Raw genomic sequence first — 18,293 nt, 5'->3', positions numbered from 1 at the left:
TCACTGATTTCGAATGACCGCCTTCCAAGAGAGTGACCCGCTGCCAGACGCACTTTCCGGTTGCCGGGGTCAGCCGGCAAGGGGCGTCGAACAAAGGGTGAAGAAGGCAAATCGGTACAGGTCCGGCCGGGCCGGCAGAGAAAATTCAGGCGCGCCAACGCCAACGGGCGTGTGCCTTGACTACTCGCATCAAGAGTTTGCTGATGATCAACACGGGGAGGGTCTCATTCATACGTTCCCGCACAGTAACGTAGCCTCGCCAGCGGTGCAATATGGAGCAGCAAATACGGGGGGCATGACAAAGGGTTTGTAGGAAAAAAACGATTTTCCTCACAGGCAACTCCCACTACATTGCTAGTGTTTCACTTCCGATACAAAAACAATCACATGGAATTGCGTATGCTCAGACCATCTTTTGTTGCGCCCCTTGCCGGCTGCCTCCTGGCGCTGGCCTGCGCGCAGGCGTTTGCAGCCCCTTCACCTTATTCAACCATGGTCGTTTTCGGCGATAGCCTGGCGGACGCGGGCCAGTTTCCCGATGGTCTGTCCGGTGCCACCCTGCGTTTTACCAACCGTACCGGTCCCACATTCCAGGGCGACTACGGCCTGGTTTCCTCGACCCTGCTGGGCTCCAAACTAGGCGTGGCAGCGAACGACCTGAATGCCTCCACCTCGCCGGTTCGCGCGGCCCAAGGCTTGCCTGATGGCAACAACTGGGCGGTCGGCGGCTACCGTACCGACAACATCCTGGATTCCATCACCTCGCTATCCAACACGGCGATCCCTCCGGGCAATGCGGGCGCCGGCACGGTGTTGCGCAGCCGCCAGGGGTATCTGCCGGCAAACGGCGGACGCGCCGACCCCAACGCCCTGTATTTTCTGTCCGGTGGCGGCAATGACTTCCTGCAACAGCGCGTCCTCAGTCCAGGCCAAGCCGTTGCCGCAGGCGGGCGCCTGGCCGACAGTGCCCAGGCCCTGCAACAAGCCGGCGCGCGCTACATCATGGTGTGGATGCTGCCCGACCTGGGCCTGACACCCGCCATCAACGGCACGCCGCAGCAAGCTGCGACGTCCGCCCTGAGTAATATTTTCAACCAGGCATTGGTACAGCGCCTGTCGCAGATCGATGCCCAGATCATCCCGTTGAATATTCCACTGCTGTTGCAGGAATCCTTCGCCGACCCTGGCCGATTTGGCCTGGCGACCGGGCAGAACCTTACCGGCACCTGCTTCAGTGGCAACAGCTGCACCGCCAACCCGACCTATGGCATCGGCGGCACCAACCCGGACCCGACCAAACTGATCTACAACGACTCGGTCCACCCCACCGTCGCCGGGCAACGCTTGATCGCCGACTACGCCTATTCGCTGCTCGCCGCTCCCTGGGAGCTGACGCTGTTGCCGGAAATGGCCCACGGCACACTGCGCGCCCACCAGGATGAGTTGCGCAACCAATGGCAGGCGGACAACGGCAACTGGCAGGCCGTGGGCCAATGGCGCGCAATTGTCGCCGGTGGTGGCCAGCGCCTGGACTTCGACGGTCAAGGCAGCTCCGCCAGTGGCGACGGCAGTGGCTACAACCTGAATGTCGGCACCAGCTATCGCCTCGACGACAGTTGGCGCGTAGGCGTGGCAGCCGGGCTGTATCGCCAGACGCTCGAAGCCGGCGCCAGCGACTCGGACTACAAGCTCAACAGCTACATGGGCAGCGCATTCGCCCAGTATCAGCACAACCACTGGTGGGCTGATGCCGCGTTGACCGGCGGCAGGCTGGACTTCGATAGCCTCAAGCGCAAGTTCGCCCTGGGCGTCAGTGAAAGCTCGGAAAAAGGCGACACCGACGGCTGGCTCTGGGCCTTGAGTGGTCGCGTGGGCTACGACATTGCCGGCGTCGGCAGCGATTGGCACCTGTCGCCGTTCATCAGCGCCGACTATGCGCGAGTCGAAGTCGATGGCTACGGGGAAAAAGGCAACCGCTCCACCGCGCTGACCTTTGATGATCAGCAACGCGACTCCAGGCGCCTGGGCGTTGGCCTGCAGGGTAGCTACCGCGTCACTCCGCAAACCCAGGTTTTTGGCGAAGTGGCTCACGAGCATGAGTTCGAGAATGACACCCAAAAGGTGAATATTTCGCTCAACAGCGTGCAGGGGATCGATTTCAAGCTGGACGGCTACACCCCCCGCAGCAACTCCGATCGCCTGAGCCTCGGGGTCAGCCACAAGCTCACCCAGGAGTTGGCACTGCGCGCGGCGTACAACGTGAGGAAGGATGACAGCCTGACCCAGCAAGGGGTCAGTGTCGGGGTGAGCCTGGATTTCTAAACCGGTCGTAAGAACAACATAAAGCTAATGTGGGAGCGGCAAGTCGAATCGTCGCACCGCCGCTCCCACACAAGCCCAATCCCACATTTAGATCGGGATCGACCGTCAGTCTTGCGGCGTCTGCTCGGCCAACGCCACCGCACGGAACATCGCTCGGCGCTTGTTCAGGGTTTCTTCCCACTCAAGGGCCGGCACCGAGTCGGCCACGATCCCGCCGCCCGCCTGGACGTGCAGTTCACCGTCCTTGATCACCGCCGTGCGGATCGCAATGGCGGTGTCCATGTTGCCATTCCACGCGAAATAACCCACGGCGCCGCCGTAGACACCACGCTTGACCGGCTCCAGTTCGTCGATGATTTCCATCGCGCGAATTTTCGGTGCGCCAGACAAGGTGCCCGCTGGCAGAATTGCGCGCAGCGCGTCCATGGCCGTCAGGCCGGCCTTCAGCTCGCCGGTGACGTTGGACACAATGTGCATCACGTTGGAGTAACGCTCGATCACCATTTTTTCGGTGAGCTTCACCGAGCCGATTTCCGAAACGCGCCCGGTGTCGTTACGCCCAAGATCGATGAGCATCAAGTGCTCGGCGATTTCCTTGTCGTCCGACAGCAGGTCCTCTTCGAGCGCCAGGTCGGCCTCTTCGGTCGCGCCACGAGGGCGCGTACCGGCAATCGGGCGCACGGTGATCAGGTTGTCTTCGACGCGCACCAGTACTTCCGGCGAACTGCCCACCACGTGGAAGTCACCAAAGTTGAAGAAGTACATATACGGCGTCGGGTTGAAGCAACGCAGGGCCCGGTACAAGTCGATGGGCGCCGCCTTGAAGTCGATGGACATACGCTGCGACGGCACCACTTGCATGCAGTCACCGGCGAGGATGTACTCCTTGATGGTATCGACCGCGCGCTCGTAGTCATCCTGGGTAAAGCTGGAACGGAACACCGGATCGGCCGCCGGTGGACGGCTGAGGTCCAGGCCGCGACGCGGGGTGATCGGCTGGCGCAGCTTGTCCAGCAGGGCTTCGAGGCTGGCCTGGCCTTGCTCGAACGCGTCGGCCTGGGCCGGGTCGGCGAGCACGATCGCGTGCATCTTGCCGGCCAGGTTGTCGAACACTACCACCGCGTCGGAAACCATCAGCAAGATGTCCGGTACGCCCAACGGATCGGGGTTCGGGCATTTGCCCAGCCGCTGCTCTACATAGCGCACGCAGTCGTAGCCGAAATACCCCACCAGGCCGCCATTGAAACGCGGCAGGCCAGGGATGGTCGGCACGTTGTAGCGCGCCTTGAAGGCTTCGACGAAGGCCAGCGGGTCTTGCACATCGTGGCTTTCGATCTCGATGCCGTCATGGGTGATGCTGACGTGATGGTCATGCACCCGCAGGACCGTGCGGCACGGCAGGCCGATGATCGAATACCGGCCCCACTTCTCGCCGCCCTGTACCGATTCCAACAGATAGGAATTGGGCTCATCGGCCAGTTTCAGGTAGATCGACAGCGGTGTATCGAAGTCAGCCAGGGTTTCCCGGGCCATGGGGATGCGGTTGTAGCCGGCAGCGGCCAAACGCAGGAATTCTTCGCGGATCATGAGGTGCCTCGTGGCGTGAGGGTCTAACAGTCAGGTATGCAAACGTGCCGCAGCGCGGCCAGGATCAGTCAGGCGCGCCAACGCCAGCGGGCCAGGGCCTTGATGACTTTCATCCAGAGTTTGCGAGTGACCACCACGATGGGATTTCCAGAAGGGGATGGGACAGCGTCGGGCAACGTTATCTCAGCGCCCGCTCCCAAGCAACCGGGGATTAGCCGTCGCAGGTCATCAATGACCAGCGCCGGCGACTCTTCGGCGATCGGCCGGCCATGGTTGTAGCCGTAGCTCAAGGCCACGCACTTGACCCCCGCCGCTTTCGCCGCCAGCACATCACTGCGCGAGTCGCCGACAAACAGCGACTGGGAAGCCGGGATATTGGCCATTTTCATCACAAAGAACAGCGCCGCCGGGTCGGGCTTTTTCTGCGGCAGGGTATCGCCGCCGATGATCCAGCGGAAATACCGGCCGATCTTCATCTGGTCCAGCAACGGAGCGACAAAGCGCTCCGGCTTGTTGGTGATCAGGGCCATTTCCACGCCCTGCTTGTGCAGCCACTTGAGGGTGTCGCGCACGCCGGGGTAAACCACGGTCAGTTCGTGGCCGTCTTCGTAGGCCGCATTGAACAGTTCCAGCGCGTGCTCGGCTTCCACGTCATCGACGCCCTCGGCGTCGATATGGTTGGCCAAGGCACGGCGCACCAGCACCTGCACGCCATTGCCGACCCAGTCGCGCACCGACTCGATACCGACCGGTTTGCGCCCCAGCTTGAGCAACATGTGATCCACCGCAGCCGCCAGGTCCGGCACCGAGTCGACCAGGGTGCCGTCCAGATCGAACATCACCAGCCGCGGCAATTGACCGGGGAACAGCTGCTCAAAACCGCTCATGGACGCGCCAGCGCCAGTTCTGCACGCATTTTGGCGATCACTTCCTGGTAGTCAGGAGTGTTGAAGATCGCCGAGCCGGCGACGAAGGTATCGGCGCCAGCCGCCGCGATGTCACGGATGTTGCTGACGTTGACCCCACCGTCGATCTCCAGGCGGATATCGCGGCCAGAGGCATCGATCAGCGCACGGGCTTCACGCAGTTTGTCGAGGGTGCCGGGGATGAACTTCTGCCCGCCAAACCCTGGGTTGACGCTCATCAGCAAGACCATGTCGACCTTGTCCATCACGTACTTGAGCGTGTCCAGCGGGGTCGCCGGGTTGAACACCAGCCCGGCCTTGCAGCCGCCTTCGCGGATCAGTTGCAGGGAACGGTCGATGTGCAGCGTGGCTTCCGGGTGGAAGGTGATGTAGGTCGCACCGGCTTCGATGAAGTCGCCGATGATGCGGTCCACCGGGCTGACCATCAGGTGCACATCGATGGGCGCGGTCACGCCGTACTTGCGCAGCGCCGCGCATACCATCGGGCCGATGGTCAGGTTCGGCACATAGTGGTTGTCCATGACATCGAAGTGTACGAAGTCGGCACCGGCGGCCAACACGTTGTCCACTTCTTCACCCAGGCGGGCGAAGTCGGCGGAGAGGATCGATGGAGCAATAACGAAGGGCTGCATGACGCACCTTTTCTGAGCTAAATCACGATGGCGCGCATTGTATACCTCATGCTTTGCTGCGCGCACCGTGACCTGACTCAATGGTTAGTAGGCGGCGCGGTAGATTTTCTCGATATCCGCCGCGCTCAGCTTGCGTGGGTTGTTGCGCATCAGGCGCTCGATTCCCGCCGCCTCTACCGCCATGGCCGGGATCGCATCCTCGGGCACGCCAAAGCTGCGCAGGCCGGAAGGGATCTCCACTGCGGCACACAGTCGCGTCATGGCCGCCACGGCCTGGTCCGCCGCATCGTTGACGCTCAAGCCCGTGACGTTCACCCCCATGGCCTGGGCGATATCCTGCATGCGCTCGACACAGGCCAGTTTGTTCCAGTGCATCACGTAAGGCAGCAGCAATGCGTTGCTCACCCCGTGGGCAATATTGAAACGCCCGCCCAACGGGTAGGCCAACGCATGCACCGCGCCCACCCCGGCATTGCCGAAGGCCATGCCGGCCATCAGGCTGGCGGTGGCCATATCGTCACGCGCCTGCAGGTTGGAAGGGTTGGCGTAGGCCTTGGGCAAGGCCTTGGCGATCAACTTGATCGCCCCGATAGCCAGGGCATCGGTGATCGGCGAAGCGTTCAGCGACAGATACGACTCGATGGCATGCACCAGGGCATCCACACCACTGGCCGCCGTGACACTGCGCGGGCAGGTCAGGGTCATTTGCGGGCTGATCAGCGCAACGTCCGGCAGCAGATAGTCGCTGACGATGCCTTTTTTCAATTGCGCGGCCTTGTCCGAGAGAATCGCCACATTGGTCACCTCCGACCCGGTGCCGGCCGTAGTGGGAATGGCGATCAGCGGCGGGCCCTTGCGCGGCACCTGGTCCACCCCGAACAAATCCGCCAGGGCGCCGTGATACCCGGCATAGGCGGCGACGCTCTTGGCAATATCGATGGCACTGCCGCCGCCCACACCGATCAGGCCGTCATGCCCGCCTTCGCGGTACACCTGCATGCAGTCTTCGACGATGGCGATCTCCGGGTCGGGCAGTACCCGGTCGAAAATCTCAAAGGGGCGATCCCCCAACTGCGCCAACGCCAATTGCACCGTGCCGGACTTGACCAGTGCGGCATCGGTGACGATCAGCGGGTTATCGACATCCATCCGGGTCAGCTCGGCGGCCAATTGCTCGATGGCACCTGGGCCGGTGAGCAATTTATGGGCGATCTTGAATGAGGAGATACTCATGTGCGCGGCCTCTTATAAAGTTGGGGGCTGGCACAAGAATAGCTGGGGAATATGGGTTGTCTGCCATTCAGCGGCTGAATGGCCAGATCATTCAAAGCGAACCCGGTCAATGTAGGAGCTGGCTTGCCTGCGATGGCCTCGTACCGAGTCGAGGCCATCGCAGGCAAGCCAGCTCCTACAGATGATAGGGTTTCAGCAGTCAGACCTGTGCCGTACGCAGTTTTTCGCTGCGCCCACGCAGCCATTCCAGGGTCAGCAACAGCACCACCGAGAAGGCAATCAGCAGAGTCGCTGCAGCGGCAATGGTCGGGCTGAGGTTTTCGCGGATGCCGCTGAACATCTGCCGAGGCAAGGTGGCCTGCTCGGGCCCGGCGAGGAACAGCGTTACCACCACCTCATCGAACGAGGTGGCAAAGGCAAACAGCGCCCCGGAAATCACCCCCGGCGCAATCAGCGGCAGCGTCACCCGGCGAAACGCGGTCAGCGGCGATGCCCCCAGGCTGGCCGCTGCCCGCACCAGGTTATGGTTGAAGCCCTGCAACGTTGCCGACACGGTGATGATCACAAAGGGCACGCCCAGTACCGCATGCACCACGATCAGTGAAAAGAAGCTGTTGCCCAGCCCCAGCGGAGCGAAGAACAGGTAACTCGCCACGCCGATAATCACCACCGGCACCACCATCGGCGAAATCACCAGGGCCATCACCAGCGCCTTGCCGGGAAAATGCCCACGGGTCAGGCCGATGGCCGCCAATGTACCGAACACCATCGCCAGCACCGTGGCCGCCGGGGCGACGATGATGCTGTTTTTCAGGGCACGCATCCATTCCGCCGAGGCGAAGAAGTCCTGGTACCAGTGCAGCGAAAACCCCTGCAGCGGGTACACCAGAAAACTCCCCGAGTTGAATGACAGCGGGATGATCACCAGCACCGGCAGGATCAGGAACAACAGGATCAGGCCGCAGAGGATCCGCAAGCTGTAGAACCACACCCGCTCTATGGGTGACATATAAGGACTGCTGGACATGTCAGGCGCTCCTCAGCTCAGGCGCAGGCGGCTGGCGCCCACCAGCCAGTTGTAGATCAGGTACAGCACCACGGTCGCCAGCAGCAGCAAGCCGCCCAGCGCAGTGGCCATGCCCCAGTTGATGCTGGTGTTGGTGTAGAACGCCACGAAGTAGCTGACCATCTGGTCGTTAGGGCTGCCCAGCAGGGCCGGGGTGATGTAATAGCCAATCGCCAGGATAAACACCAACAGGCAGCCGGCACCGACGCCCGCGTAGGTCTGCGGGAAGTACACCCGCCAGAAACTGGCAAAGGGGTGACAGCCCAGCGAAATCGCCGCACGCATATAGGTCGGCGAAATACCCTTCATCACGCTGTAGATCGGCAAAATCATGAACGGCAACAGGATATGCACCATGGAGATGTAGACCCCAAGCCGGTTGAACACCAGCTCCAGGGGCTTATCGATAATGCCCAGGCTCATCAGCGCACCGTTGATCAAGCCGCCGGACTGCAGCAACACAATCCACGCGGCGACACGCACCAGTACCGAGGTCCAGAAGGGCAGCAGCACCAGGATCATCAACAGGTTGCTTTGCCGCGCCGGCAGGTTGGCCAGCAAGTACGCCAGCGGATAGGCCAGCAGCAGGCAGCACACGGTAATCACCAGGCCCATCCAGAAGGTGCGGGCGAAGATATCGAGGTAGATCGCCTGGTCCGGGGTGGCCGGCGCGACTTCACCGAGGTCGTCGATCCGATGATCGACGGCCGCCAGCAGGTAATAAGGCGTAAGGCTGCTGGTGTTGCGGCGGATTGCCTGCCAGTACGCGGGGTCGCCCCAGCGTTCGTCGAGGTTTTCCAGCGCTTCTTTATAAGAGGCCGGCACTTCGCTAAACGGCAGCGCCCGCGCAGTTTTGGTCAACAGGCTGCGATAGCCCGCCAGTTCCATGTTCAGGCGCTTGGACAGGTCGCCCAAGGTCTGGTTTTTACGGGCTTCGCCCAGGTCCTCGCTGATAGCCTGATACACCGGCTCGTCGGGCAAGCCGCGACCATCCCAGGTGGTCACCGCCACCACGGTACGCGGCAAGCCGGCGACCACTTCCGGGTTACCGACGCTTTTGTAGAGCAGCGCAACGATGGGCACCAGGAACACCAGCAGCAAAAACACCACCAGCGGCGCGATCAAGGCCTGGGCCTTCCAGCGGTTAAGCCGCTCGGCACGGGCCAGGCGCTGTTTCAAGCTGGGGGTGGTGACCTCGTTCGAGGGAACGGCGATGGCCATGGCAAACTCCGGAAAATCTACAGTTGAACCCGTGTGAAAGGCCCCTTGTGGGAGCCGGCCTTGCCCGCGATGGCAGCGCCTCGGTGTGTCAGGTCTACCGAGGTGATGCCATCGCAGGCAAGCCAGCTCCTACAGGGGTTTAGCGGTGGGGCTTATTACTTGGCAGCCCAGGAGTTGAAGCGCTGCTCCAACTGCTCGCCGTTATCCGCCCAGAAGCTCACATCGATCTGCACCTGGTTGGCGATGTTTTCCGGGGTGGTCGGCATATCCTTGAGGATGTCCTTGGCCAGCAACGGTACGGCCTGGGTATTGGCTGGGCCGTAGGCGATGTTTTCCGAATAGGTTTTCTGCTGTTGCGGTGCGACGGAGAAGGCGATGAATTTCTTCGCCGCCTCGGCGCGTTCCTTGCCCAGGCCCTTGGGGATCGCCCAGGCATCAAAATCGTAGATGCCGCCGTTCCACACCACTTTCAGGTTGCTCTCTTTCTGCACGGCAGCGATCCGGCCGTTGTAGGCCGAACTCATCACCACATCACCCGAGGCCAGGTACTGCGGCGGCTGGGCGCCGGCTTCCCACCATTGGATCGACGGCTTGAGCTCATCGAGTTTCTTGAAGGCGCGGTCTTGGCCATCTTTGCTGGCCAGCACTTTGTAGACATCCTTGGGCGCTACACCGTCAGCCATCAGGGCAAATTCCAGGGTGTATTTGGCGCCTTTGCGCAGGCCACGCTTGCCGGGGAATTTCTGGGTGTCCCAGAAATCCACCCAGCCGCCTGGTGGCGCCTTGAGCTTGTCGGCGTTGTAGGCCAGCACGGTGGACCACACGAAGAAACCCACGCCGCAGGGCTGGATCGCGCCTTTCACGTAATCTTGCGTGTTGCCAAACAGTGCAGGGTCCAGCGGCTCGAACATGTCTTCGTCACAGCCACGGGACAGCTCCGGCGATTCGACTTCCACCAGGTCCCAGGACACGCTCTTGGTGTCGACCATGGCTTTGACCTTGGCCATCTCGCCGTTGTACTCGCCGGCGATGATCTTGCCGTGGCCCGCGCTTTCCCACGGCGCATAGAAGGCCTTGACCTGGGCCGCCTTGTTCGCGCCGCCAAACGACACCACCGTCAGGTCAGGACCTGCCATGACCTGTGAAGCACCCGCCAGGCCAATGGCCAGGGCGGTCAATTTCAGGGATCTCAACATTTATTGTTCTCTCCACGTGCAGGGTTGGATGAAGCCAAGGGGGCGATCAGTTCGCCTCTAGAAGTGGGTCGAGTGCGCGAACGTGCTCGACTTGCCAGCCAATCGGAACCACATCGCCGACCGTCAGCGCCGGGTCCAGCTCGGCGATCGGTTGTTTCACAAAGAAATCAGCCTTGCCGCAGACTTCCAGGCGCACACGTACGTGGTCGCCCAGGTAGATAAATTCGGCCACCCGACCCGAGAAGCGATTGCTGCAGCTTTCGCTGGAACCGTTGAGGCTGACCCGCTCCGGGCGCACCGACAGCGTCACCGGCCCCCCGATCTGCCCGACATTCACCGCCAGCGCCTCGACCTTCTCGCCCCGCGCCAGCTCGACCACGCAGCGCTCGCCGGTGTGGCTGTGCAGGCGGCCGTTAAGGCGGTTGTTCTCGCCGATGAAGTTGGCGACGAAGGTGTTTTTCGGCTCTTCATACAAGGTGCGCGGCGGTGCGATCTGCTGGATCTCGCCCTGGTGGAACACCGCCACCCGGTCGGACATGGTCAGGGCTTCACCCTGGTCGTGGGTCACGTAGACCACCGTCACGCCGAGGCGCTGGTGCAGGTGCTTGATCTCCATCTGCATGTGTTCACGCAGCTGTTTATCGAGGGCGCCGAGGGGTTCGTCCATCAGCACCAACTGCGGCTCGAACACCAGTGCGCGGGCCAGGGCCACCCGTTGTTGCTGGCCGCCGGAGAGCTGCGCCGGGTAGCGCTGGGCGAAGGCGTCGAGCTGGACCATGCTCAGCACGCGCTTGACCCGCTCGCTGACATCGGTCTTGCTCAAGCCCCGCACCGTCAGGGGGAACGCCAGGTTCTCGGCCACGGTCATGTGCGGGAACAGCGCGTAGTTCTGGAACACCATGCCAATGTCGCGCTTGTGCGGCGGCACGTTATTGATGGAGCGCCCGGCCAGGAGGATTTCCCCGGCGGTCGGCGTTTCAAAGCCCGCCAGCATCATCAGGCTGGTGGTCTTGCCCGAGCCGGACGGCCCCAGCAGGGTGAGGAACTCGCCTTTGCGAATGTCCAGGTTGAGGTCTTTGACGATCAGGTTCTCGCCGTCGTAGCTCTTTTGCACACCACGAAAGCTGACCAGCACATCATTTGAATCCACCTCGCTCATACCCGCACCTTTGTGTTTTGGACTGCTGTGGAGCAAGCGTAGTCCAGGCGCCAGCCCACGAAAATCGGGGCGCAAGAGAGATTGGCATCAGCGCGGTGGAAGGTTCGGGGTAGGGATTGCCCTACACGGATGGCGGGCATGGGACAGTTGGGCTGCCAGGAGGACGCGACAAGCCGCAGGCATGGGCTGCGGGGTGCTGCCGGGGTGTCGCAAATAGATACGCCTCCCTGTAGGAGCCCGGCTTGCCGGCGATGGCGCCCTCAAGATAGCCACCACCGGCAAGCCGGGCGCCTACAGGAGTTTGTGCTCCATCGCGTACTTCACTAGTTCTGCCAGGGAGGTAATGTTGAGTTTTTGCATCAACCGCGCCTTGTGGGTGCTGATGGTCTTGCTGCTCAGGGCCAGTTGCTGGGCGATATCGTTGACGTTGGCACCCTGGGCCAAACGCTCGAACACCGAGAACTCGCGCTCGGACAACAGCGAATGCAACGGCCGGGTGTCAGTGAGGCCGACTTCGAACACCATGCGGTCCGCCAGGTCCGGGTCGATATAGCGCCCGCCCGCGGCCACCTTGCGGATCGCCGTCAGCAATAGCGCCGGATCGCTGTCCTTGGTGGCGTACCCTGCCGCGCCGACCTTCAACGCCCGGGCGGCCATTTGCGCCTCGTCATGCATCGACAACACCAGGATTGCCGGTGGATTGTTCAGCGCACGGATCCGCGCAATCGCCTCCAGGCCGTTGACCCCGGGCATGGAAATATCCAACAGCACCACCTCGCAAGGTGTATGGCGCAAGGCTTCCAGTAACTGCTCGCCGTTCCCCGCCTCGCCCACCACCAGCAGGTCCTTGGCCAGGCCGATCAACTGCTTGATGCCTTCACGGACGATGGTGTGGTCTTCGGCTACCAATACGCGGATCACGGCAATTTCCTCTCTCTATAGCGATTAAACGCCGACATTCAAAATGTGGGAGCAAGACCACAAGGGATCTATGGCGAATCCAACGGCACTGTAACGCTGAGGGTGGTGCCCTCCCCCAACTCGCTGTCGAGGGTCAACCGCCCGCCCATGATCAGCACCCGCTCGCGCATACCCACCAGGCCAAACGATACCGGGCGTCCCGGCGCGGGGACGAACCCTGCGCCATCATCGCTGATGGTCAGGCGCAGATTGGCGCCCTCCACCACCAGGGTCAGCTCCACAGTATGCGCCTGGGCATGGCGCATGACATTGGTCAGCGCCTCTTGCAGGATGCGGAACAGGCCGATGGCCTTGGCGTCGCTCAATGCCGGCAGATTATCCGGCACTTGCACCAGGCAAGGGATCTGCGTGCGCGCTTCGAACCGCCGCGCCTGCCATTCGATGGCCGAGGCGATCCCGGCGTCGAGAATCGGCGGGCGCAGCGCGGTGGCCACATCACGGACCAGTTGAAACAGCTGCGCGATCAGGCGCTTCATACTGTTCAGGCGCTCGTGCAGGCCGGGGTCCAATTGCGCGTAGGCCAACTCGCACATGGACGTTTCCAGCTTCAGCACCGTGAGCATTTGCCCCAGCTCATCGTGGACTTCGCGGGCGATCCGCGCTTTCTCCTCCTCGCGCACGGTCTCCAGGTGGGCCGACAGCTCGCGCAGCTGCGCCCGCGAAGCGTCCAGTTCCAATTCGATGCGCTTGCTATCGCTGATGTCCCAGACGATCCCGTCCCAGACCACCGCGCCATCCTCCAGGCGCCGCGTGACGGCCTTGATCTCGGCCCAGCGCTGCTCGCCTTGCCGAGTGAGGATGCGGCCCTGCCACGACCAGTTGCTCTCGGTGTCGATGGCCTGGTCCTGGGTCTGGTGATAACTGGCGCGATCATCCGGGTGTACCAGGCTACGCAGCCCCACATCGCGGTGGCTGAGCACGGACGGCGAATAACCCACCAGGCGCTCGCTGCCTTCGCTGATGTAGGCAAAATCGATGGCGGCGCTCAACGGCAGGCGCTCCAGGCGAAACACCAACCCCGGCACATTGGCGGCGATGCCTTGCAGGCGCGCTTCACTTTCCTGCAACGCGGCCAAGGCCCGGCGGCGCTCGGTAACGTCGTTGAGGTACACCACCAGGTATTCGCCACCGGCAAAGCGCAGAAAACTCAAGGACACATCCGTGGGCAACAGGCTGCCATCCGCGCGCAGGCACTGGGTGGCAAAGCTCTGCGGCCCGTCTTCACTGGCCCGGGCGCGTTTCCACAGGTTCAGCCAGCGGTCCATGCTCAAGTTGGGTTCGAACTCGATCAACGGGCGTTCGATCAACGCGCCCGGGCCGTAGCCGAGCATCGCTTCGGCGGCGACGTTGGCGTAGCGCACATGGCTGTCCCAATTGACCCAGAGAATGCCGACGGTGCTTTGATCGATGGAAAACTGGGTCAGGCGCAACGCTTCGGCGCCTGCGGCACGGGCAGCGCTTTCCTCGCGCGCGGCCAGCAACTGGTGCTCCAGGGCATGTTTTTGCCGACGCTGCCACACAGCAACCGCCAGGCACGCGAGCAACAACAGGCCCAGCAACAGGCTGAGGTTTTGCCAGAACCCCGGTGATTCCGACAGCCGTGGGTATTTGGCTTGCAGCCAACGGGCGTGCAATTGCTCCAGCTCACGGGCGGGAATGGCCCGCAGGCCGCTCTCGACAATGTCCGCCAAGGCCGGCCAGTCACGCCGAGTGGCCACCCGCAGCAATTGCGGCAAGCCAATATCACCCACCACCGCCAGGCTGGCGAACTCTGGCTCGACCGACAGCCGGCTCAACTGCGCCTCATCGATCACGGCATAGCGCGCCTGCTGGCTGACCAACAATTGCAGGGCCTGGCGCTCCAGGGGCACGCCTTGCAGGTTCAGGTTGGGGTAATTGCTGCGCAGGTAATCAGCCACGGCGCTGGGCATGCGCACGGCGACCCTTGAGTGTTCGTCGAGTTTTTCCAGGTCCACCGCGCCGCTGCCGTCACGAATGCCGACGATGTGCTGGGGCACGCGCATATACGGGTCAGAAAACAACCACAGGCGCAGGCCAGCCGGGGTTTGCAGCAGGCCCGGCGCGAGGTCGACCGCGTCCTCGCGCAAGGCGTCCTCCAACTGTTCTTGCGTGGGGAAGTTGCGCCAGCTCAGCTCGATGTTCAACGCCTTGGCCAATGCCTGCATCAGCTCGACATTGGCCCCGGACAACCGCTGCAGGCGTCGGTCATATTGCGCGTAAGGCGCCTGCAACACCACGCCGACCCGCAGTTGCGGGTGCTGCGCCAGCCACTCGCGCTGCTGGGGGTTGAGCACCGCCGGCGACACCACGGACGCGGGCGCAGCACTTGCCATCAAGGGAAAGCACAGATAGCCGATAACCAGCAGACAGCGAAAAATCATCATTCACATCTCACATCCAACCCATTAGGCTGCCGGGATCACTTCTGGCCGGAATTGCACTATGCCCCTGCTTCACCGTTCGACACTGCCAGCATTGTGCCTGTCGCTCCTGTTTACCAGCACCTTTTGCGTGCAGGCGGCTGACAACGCGCCGGCTGCCGCCGAAAAGCCACCGCAACGCCAGCCTCTGCTCGAGCGCAGCCAGGAGGAAGCCAGCGCCCTGGAGCGACAACTGCCGCCTCAGGAGCAGCAGCAATTGCAGGCTGGCGACGAGTCATTCCTGGCCCTGTGGAAGCCGGCCAACAGCGCCGAGCCGCAAGGCGTGGTGATTATCGTCCCCGGCGCCGGGGAAACCGCTGACTGGCCGCAAGCCGTCGGGCCTTTGCGCCAGAAGCTGCCAGATGCCGAGTGGGGCAGCCTGAGCCTGTCATTGCCGGACCAGAGCCTGGACACCCTGGCGCCCCGAATCATCCAGGCCCCCGACTCAGCCGTCGACACCAGCAGCAAGGATGCCAGCACCGCCGCGCCCAAGCCGATCGAACAGGCCGCTAGCGCCGAAGCCGAAGGCACCGACCCGGCCGTGGTCCCCGGCGCGGATGAGCAGGACAAGACCGATGCGACCCGGATCTTCGCCCGCATCGATGCCGCCGTCGCCTATGCCCAGACCCAGAACGCCCACAGCGTAGTGCTGCTGGGCCACGGCACCGGGGCCTGGTGGGCAGCGCGCTACCTGAGCGAAAAACAACCCGCGCAGGTGCAGAAATTCATTATGGTCGCGGCGCAAACGCCGATAGGCCGCCAACCGAACCTGCAACAGCTGGCGCCGACCTTGAAGCTGGCAACGGCCGATGTCTTCTACCAGGACAATGCCCAGGCCAGGAAAATGGCGCTGGAACGCGGCCAGGCGAGCAAACGACTGAAGAATGACAACTATAAGCAGGTGTCGTTGAAGACTATCCCCGGCAATAGTTCAGCGGCCCAGGAACAGTTGTACCGGCGTATTCGCGGCTGGTTGAGCCCGCAAGGCAGCGGGACTTGACCCACCTCCCCTCGCCGCCAAGCCGGCTCCTGTAAGGTCAGCGGAAATCCCGCTGCTCACGGATCACCGTGTAGGCGCTATGCAGCTCGCGCGTACGCTCCGTAGCCTCGCGTACCTGCGAGGGGCTGGCGCCGCTGCCGGCGATCTTGTCCGGATGATGGCGACTGAGCAGTCGTCGGTAGGCACGCTTGATCACAGCCGGCTCTGTCGTGGCCGTCACCCCCAGAATCCGCAGTGCTTCCTGGTAGGTGCCACCACGAGTGGCCAGGGGCTTGCGCTCCGGCTCGTAGTCGTGGGCCAGGGCCTGGATCTGTTGCGGCGTCCACCCCAGCCACTTGCCCCAGAGGTCAATCAGGTCGCGCTCGGCGAGGCTGGCCTTGCCGTCGGCCCAGACCATGCGCCAGCAGGCACGCAGCACGCCTTCTGCGGCATGGGGCTGGGACTTGAGCACACGCAGGTAACTGCGCACCCGATCGGTCCCCGACTTGCCCCGATTGAACGCCGCAATCGCTCGGCGCTGGGCCGGCTCGGTCATATCCAGCGCGCGCATCTCCACCCGCGCCTGCTGGATATGCCCGTCGACCACTCGCCCGTTGCTCTTGGCCAAACGGCCCAGCAACACAAACAGCAGTTCGTCGTTACGCAGCGCCGGACGGCCACCCAGGCGCTCGCGCAGTTGCGCCCAACTGCGCAATTGCAGGCGTCGATCCAGCGCCTGGCCCAATAGCGCACCCAGCATGGCCCCCGGAATACTGGCGATGGCAAACCCCGCCCCGGCGCCGATCAAAGTCCCTGGCCACAGCATCTTACTGGCCCACGGTCAGCAGGTTTTCTACCTGCGCCAGGCGCTCCAGCGTACCGACGTCAATCCAGCGTCCATCCATGTGTTCCCCCGAGACCAAGCCTTGAGCCATCGCTGCGCGCAACAAGGGCGCTAGCTTGAAGGCACCGGCGCTGCAACCCGCAAACAGCTTGGGATGCAGCAGCGAAATGCCACTGAAGGTCAGGTTATCGGCATCGGGCGCTGCATCATGAAGCAAACCGTCCTTGATATAGAAATCGCCACCACTGGGGTGATGGGCCGGGTTGTCGACCATCACCAGGTGCGCCAGACCGCTCAAGGGCTGCTTGAGGCGGGCAAAGTCGTAGTCGGTCCAGATATCGCCATTGACCACCAGGAACGGCTCGTCTCCCAGCAGGGGCAAGGCCTGGAAAATCCCGCCACCGGTCTCCAGCGGCTCGCCTTCGGGCGAATACTGGATGCGCACGCCGTACTGCGCGCCGTCCCCCAGGTAATGCTCGATTTGCTGGCCCAGCCAGGCATGGTTGATGACGATCTCGGTGAACCCCGCTTTCGCCAGCGCCTCCAGGTGGTACTCGATCAGGCGCTTGCCACCGGCCTGGACCAGTGGTTTGGGAGTGTGCAAGGTAAGCGGACGCATCCGCTCGCCCTTGCCGGCCGCCAGGATCATGGCCTTCATACGTGGGCCTCGGCCGGTTGGCGCAGGCTCGACAGCAACTCGCCAAGGTCGGCCAGTTCCGGCCGATCGGCCAGCACCGCTTCTATATAGCCAAAGAAGCGCGGCACGTCCGCCAGGTAGCGCGGCTTGCCATCACGGTGGCAGATACGCGCGAAGATACCGATGACCTTGAGGTGCCGCTGCACCCCCATCAAGTCGCTGGCACGCAGGAAGTCTTCAAAATCCGCCTGTACCGGAATGCCCAATTGGCCAGCACGCTGCCAATAGCCGCGCTGCCATTCGCGCACCCGTGCCTGGGGCCAACTGAGGAAGGCGTCCTTGAACAGGCAGGTGATGTCGTAGGTCACGGGGCCGTAGACCGCGTCCTGGAAGTCCAGCACGCCAGGGTTCGGCACGCTGATCATCAGGTTGCGCGGCATATAGTCGCGGTGCACCAGGACCTTGGGCTGGGCCAGGGCGCTGTCGATCAACAACTGGCTGACCCGCTGCCATAGGGCCGACTGCTGCGCATCGAACTCGATGCCCAGGTGCCGGCGCACGTACCACTCGGGGAACAACTCCAGCTCCCGGCGCAACAACGGCACGTCGTAGCTGGGCAAGCCGGCGTCCATCGGCAATTGCTGGAACGCCAGGAGCGCGTCGATGGCCTCGGCAAACAATTGGTCGGCATTTTCCCCGTCAATCACATCCAGGTAGGTGTTTTTGCCCAGGTCATTGAGCAAAAGAAAGCCTTGGGACAGATCCTCAGCAAAAATTTGTGGAACATTTATTCCTGATTTAGCCAACATTCGCGCGATATCGACGAAAGGTTTGCAGTTTTCCTGGGGGGGCGGAGCGTCCATCACGACAAATGTGCGACCTGCGCCCTCCCAACGGAAGTACCGTCTGAAACTCGCGTCGCTGCTGGCCGCAGTCAATGTAGCCGGGGGTACGGGGCCCCATCCCTGGGCAAGGAAAAGCTCGGGTAACTGCTGATCGAGCCAGACTTTCAGGTGTTGCAAACGTAGATCTTGGTCGGGCATTACAAGGGTCTCCGACGGCGCTAGCC

General features: G+C 62.7%; 15 protein-coding genes. 2 read left to right on the top strand and 13 right to left on the bottom strand.

What is annotated here, in order from left to right; all coding sequences use genetic code 11:
* Nucleotides 1-399: 399 nt before the first annotated feature.
* Complete coding sequence (gene estP, locus HBO12_RS12405) at nucleotides 400-2,322, top strand: esterase EstP (RefSeq protein ID WP_170042262.1); 1,923 nt, start codon at nucleotides 400-402, stop codon at nucleotides 2,320-2,322.
* A gap of 105 nt (nucleotides 2,323-2,427) precedes the next feature.
* On the opposite strand, the gene trpE is transcribed toward estP, so the two are convergent.
* From trpE to HBO12_RS12355, 10 genes are all read right to left on the bottom strand, one after another.
* Complete coding sequence (gene trpE, locus HBO12_RS12400) at nucleotides 2,428-3,909, bottom strand: anthranilate synthase component I (protein ID WP_169953826.1); 1,482 nt, start codon at nucleotides 3,907-3,909, stop codon at nucleotides 2,428-2,430.
* 68 nt (nucleotides 3,910-3,977) lie between these two features.
* Complete coding sequence (locus HBO12_RS12395) at nucleotides 3,978-4,796, bottom strand: phosphoglycolate phosphatase (RefSeq protein WP_170042261.1); 819 nt, start codon at nucleotides 4,794-4,796, stop codon at nucleotides 3,978-3,980.
* Nucleotides 4,793-5,467, bottom strand: a complete 675-nt coding sequence (gene rpe / locus HBO12_RS12390) for a ribulose-phosphate 3-epimerase (RefSeq protein WP_169953824.1) — start codon at nucleotides 5,465-5,467, stop codon at nucleotides 4,793-4,795. The genes HBO12_RS12395 and rpe overlap by 4 nt, the downstream gene beginning before the upstream one ends.
* 84 nt (nucleotides 5,468-5,551) lie before the next feature.
* Nucleotides 5,552-6,700, bottom strand: a complete 1,149-nt coding sequence (locus HBO12_RS12385) for an iron-containing alcohol dehydrogenase (protein ID WP_170042260.1) — start codon at nucleotides 6,698-6,700, stop codon at nucleotides 5,552-5,554.
* A gap of 199 nt (nucleotides 6,701-6,899) precedes the next feature.
* On the bottom strand, nucleotides 6,900-7,727 hold the full coding sequence (locus HBO12_RS12380; protein WP_029296783.1) for an ABC transporter permease: 828 nt from the start codon (nucleotides 7,725-7,727) through the stop codon (nucleotides 6,900-6,902).
* A gap of 12 nt (nucleotides 7,728-7,739) precedes the next feature.
* Complete coding sequence (locus HBO12_RS12375; protein WP_170042259.1) at nucleotides 7,740-8,987, bottom strand: ABC transporter permease; 1,248 nt, start codon at nucleotides 8,985-8,987, stop codon at nucleotides 7,740-7,742.
* Nucleotides 8,988-9,142: 155 nt separating this feature from the next.
* Complete coding sequence (locus HBO12_RS12370; protein ID WP_169953821.1) at nucleotides 9,143-10,183, bottom strand: ABC transporter substrate-binding protein; 1,041 nt, start codon at nucleotides 10,181-10,183, stop codon at nucleotides 9,143-9,145.
* Between the two features lie 46 nt (nucleotides 10,184-10,229).
* The gene (locus HBO12_RS12365) at nucleotides 10,230-11,342 is read right to left on the bottom strand and encodes an ABC transporter ATP-binding protein (RefSeq protein WP_029296791.1); all 1,113 of its coding nucleotides are present in this window, start codon (nucleotides 11,340-11,342) and stop codon (nucleotides 10,230-10,232) included.
* A 291-nt stretch (nucleotides 11,343-11,633) separates the two neighbouring features.
* On the bottom strand, nucleotides 11,634-12,263 hold the full coding sequence (locus HBO12_RS12360) for a response regulator (protein WP_169953820.1): 630 nt from the start codon (nucleotides 12,261-12,263) through the stop codon (nucleotides 11,634-11,636).
* Nucleotides 12,264-12,331: 68 nt separating this feature from the next.
* Nucleotides 12,332-14,725, bottom strand: coding sequence for a PAS domain-containing sensor histidine kinase (locus tag HBO12_RS12355; protein WP_170042277.1), 2,394 nt, complete (start codon nucleotides 14,723-14,725; stop codon nucleotides 12,332-12,334).
* A 61-nt stretch (nucleotides 14,726-14,786) separates the two neighbouring features.
* Between HBO12_RS12355 and HBO12_RS12350 the strand changes: the two genes are divergently transcribed.
* Nucleotides 14,787-15,764, top strand: a complete 978-nt coding sequence (locus HBO12_RS12350; protein ID WP_170042258.1) for an alpha/beta hydrolase family protein — start codon at nucleotides 14,787-14,789, stop codon at nucleotides 15,762-15,764.
* Between the two features lie 37 nt (nucleotides 15,765-15,801).
* Here the strand turns inward: HBO12_RS12350 and HBO12_RS12345 are convergent, their stop codons facing one another.
* Genes HBO12_RS12345 through HBO12_RS12335 form a run of 3 tightly spaced genes read right to left on the bottom strand, consistent with a single transcriptional unit; the run spans nucleotide 15,802 to nucleotide 18,267 of the window.
* Nucleotides 15,802-16,569 (bottom strand): DnaJ domain-containing protein, encoded by a 768-nt coding sequence (locus HBO12_RS12345; RefSeq protein ID WP_170042257.1) that lies wholly within the window; start codon nucleotides 16,567-16,569, stop codon nucleotides 15,802-15,804.
* Between the two features lies 1 nt (nucleotide 16,570).
* On the bottom strand, nucleotides 16,571-17,245 hold the full coding sequence (gene murU / locus HBO12_RS12340; RefSeq protein ID WP_169953817.1) for an N-acetylmuramate alpha-1-phosphate uridylyltransferase MurU: 675 nt from the start codon (nucleotides 17,243-17,245) through the stop codon (nucleotides 16,571-16,573).
* Nucleotides 17,242-18,267 carry an aminoglycoside phosphotransferase family protein gene (locus tag HBO12_RS12335; protein ID WP_170042256.1) on the bottom strand — a complete coding sequence of 342 codons (1,026 nt, stop codon included), beginning with the start codon at nucleotides 18,265-18,267 and terminating at the stop codon, nucleotides 17,242-17,244. The genes murU and HBO12_RS12335 overlap by 4 nt, the downstream gene beginning before the upstream one ends.
* Between the last annotated feature and the right edge of the window lie 26 nt (nucleotides 18,268-18,293).

Source organism: Pseudomonas sp. WS 5059 (assembly GCF_012985525.1).
Lineage (GTDB): Bacteria > Pseudomonadota > Gammaproteobacteria > Pseudomonadales > Pseudomonadaceae > Aquipseudomonas.
The sequence above is the reverse complement of the archived record's forward strand: the minus strand, read 5'-3'. Positions and strand labels throughout refer to the sequence as shown.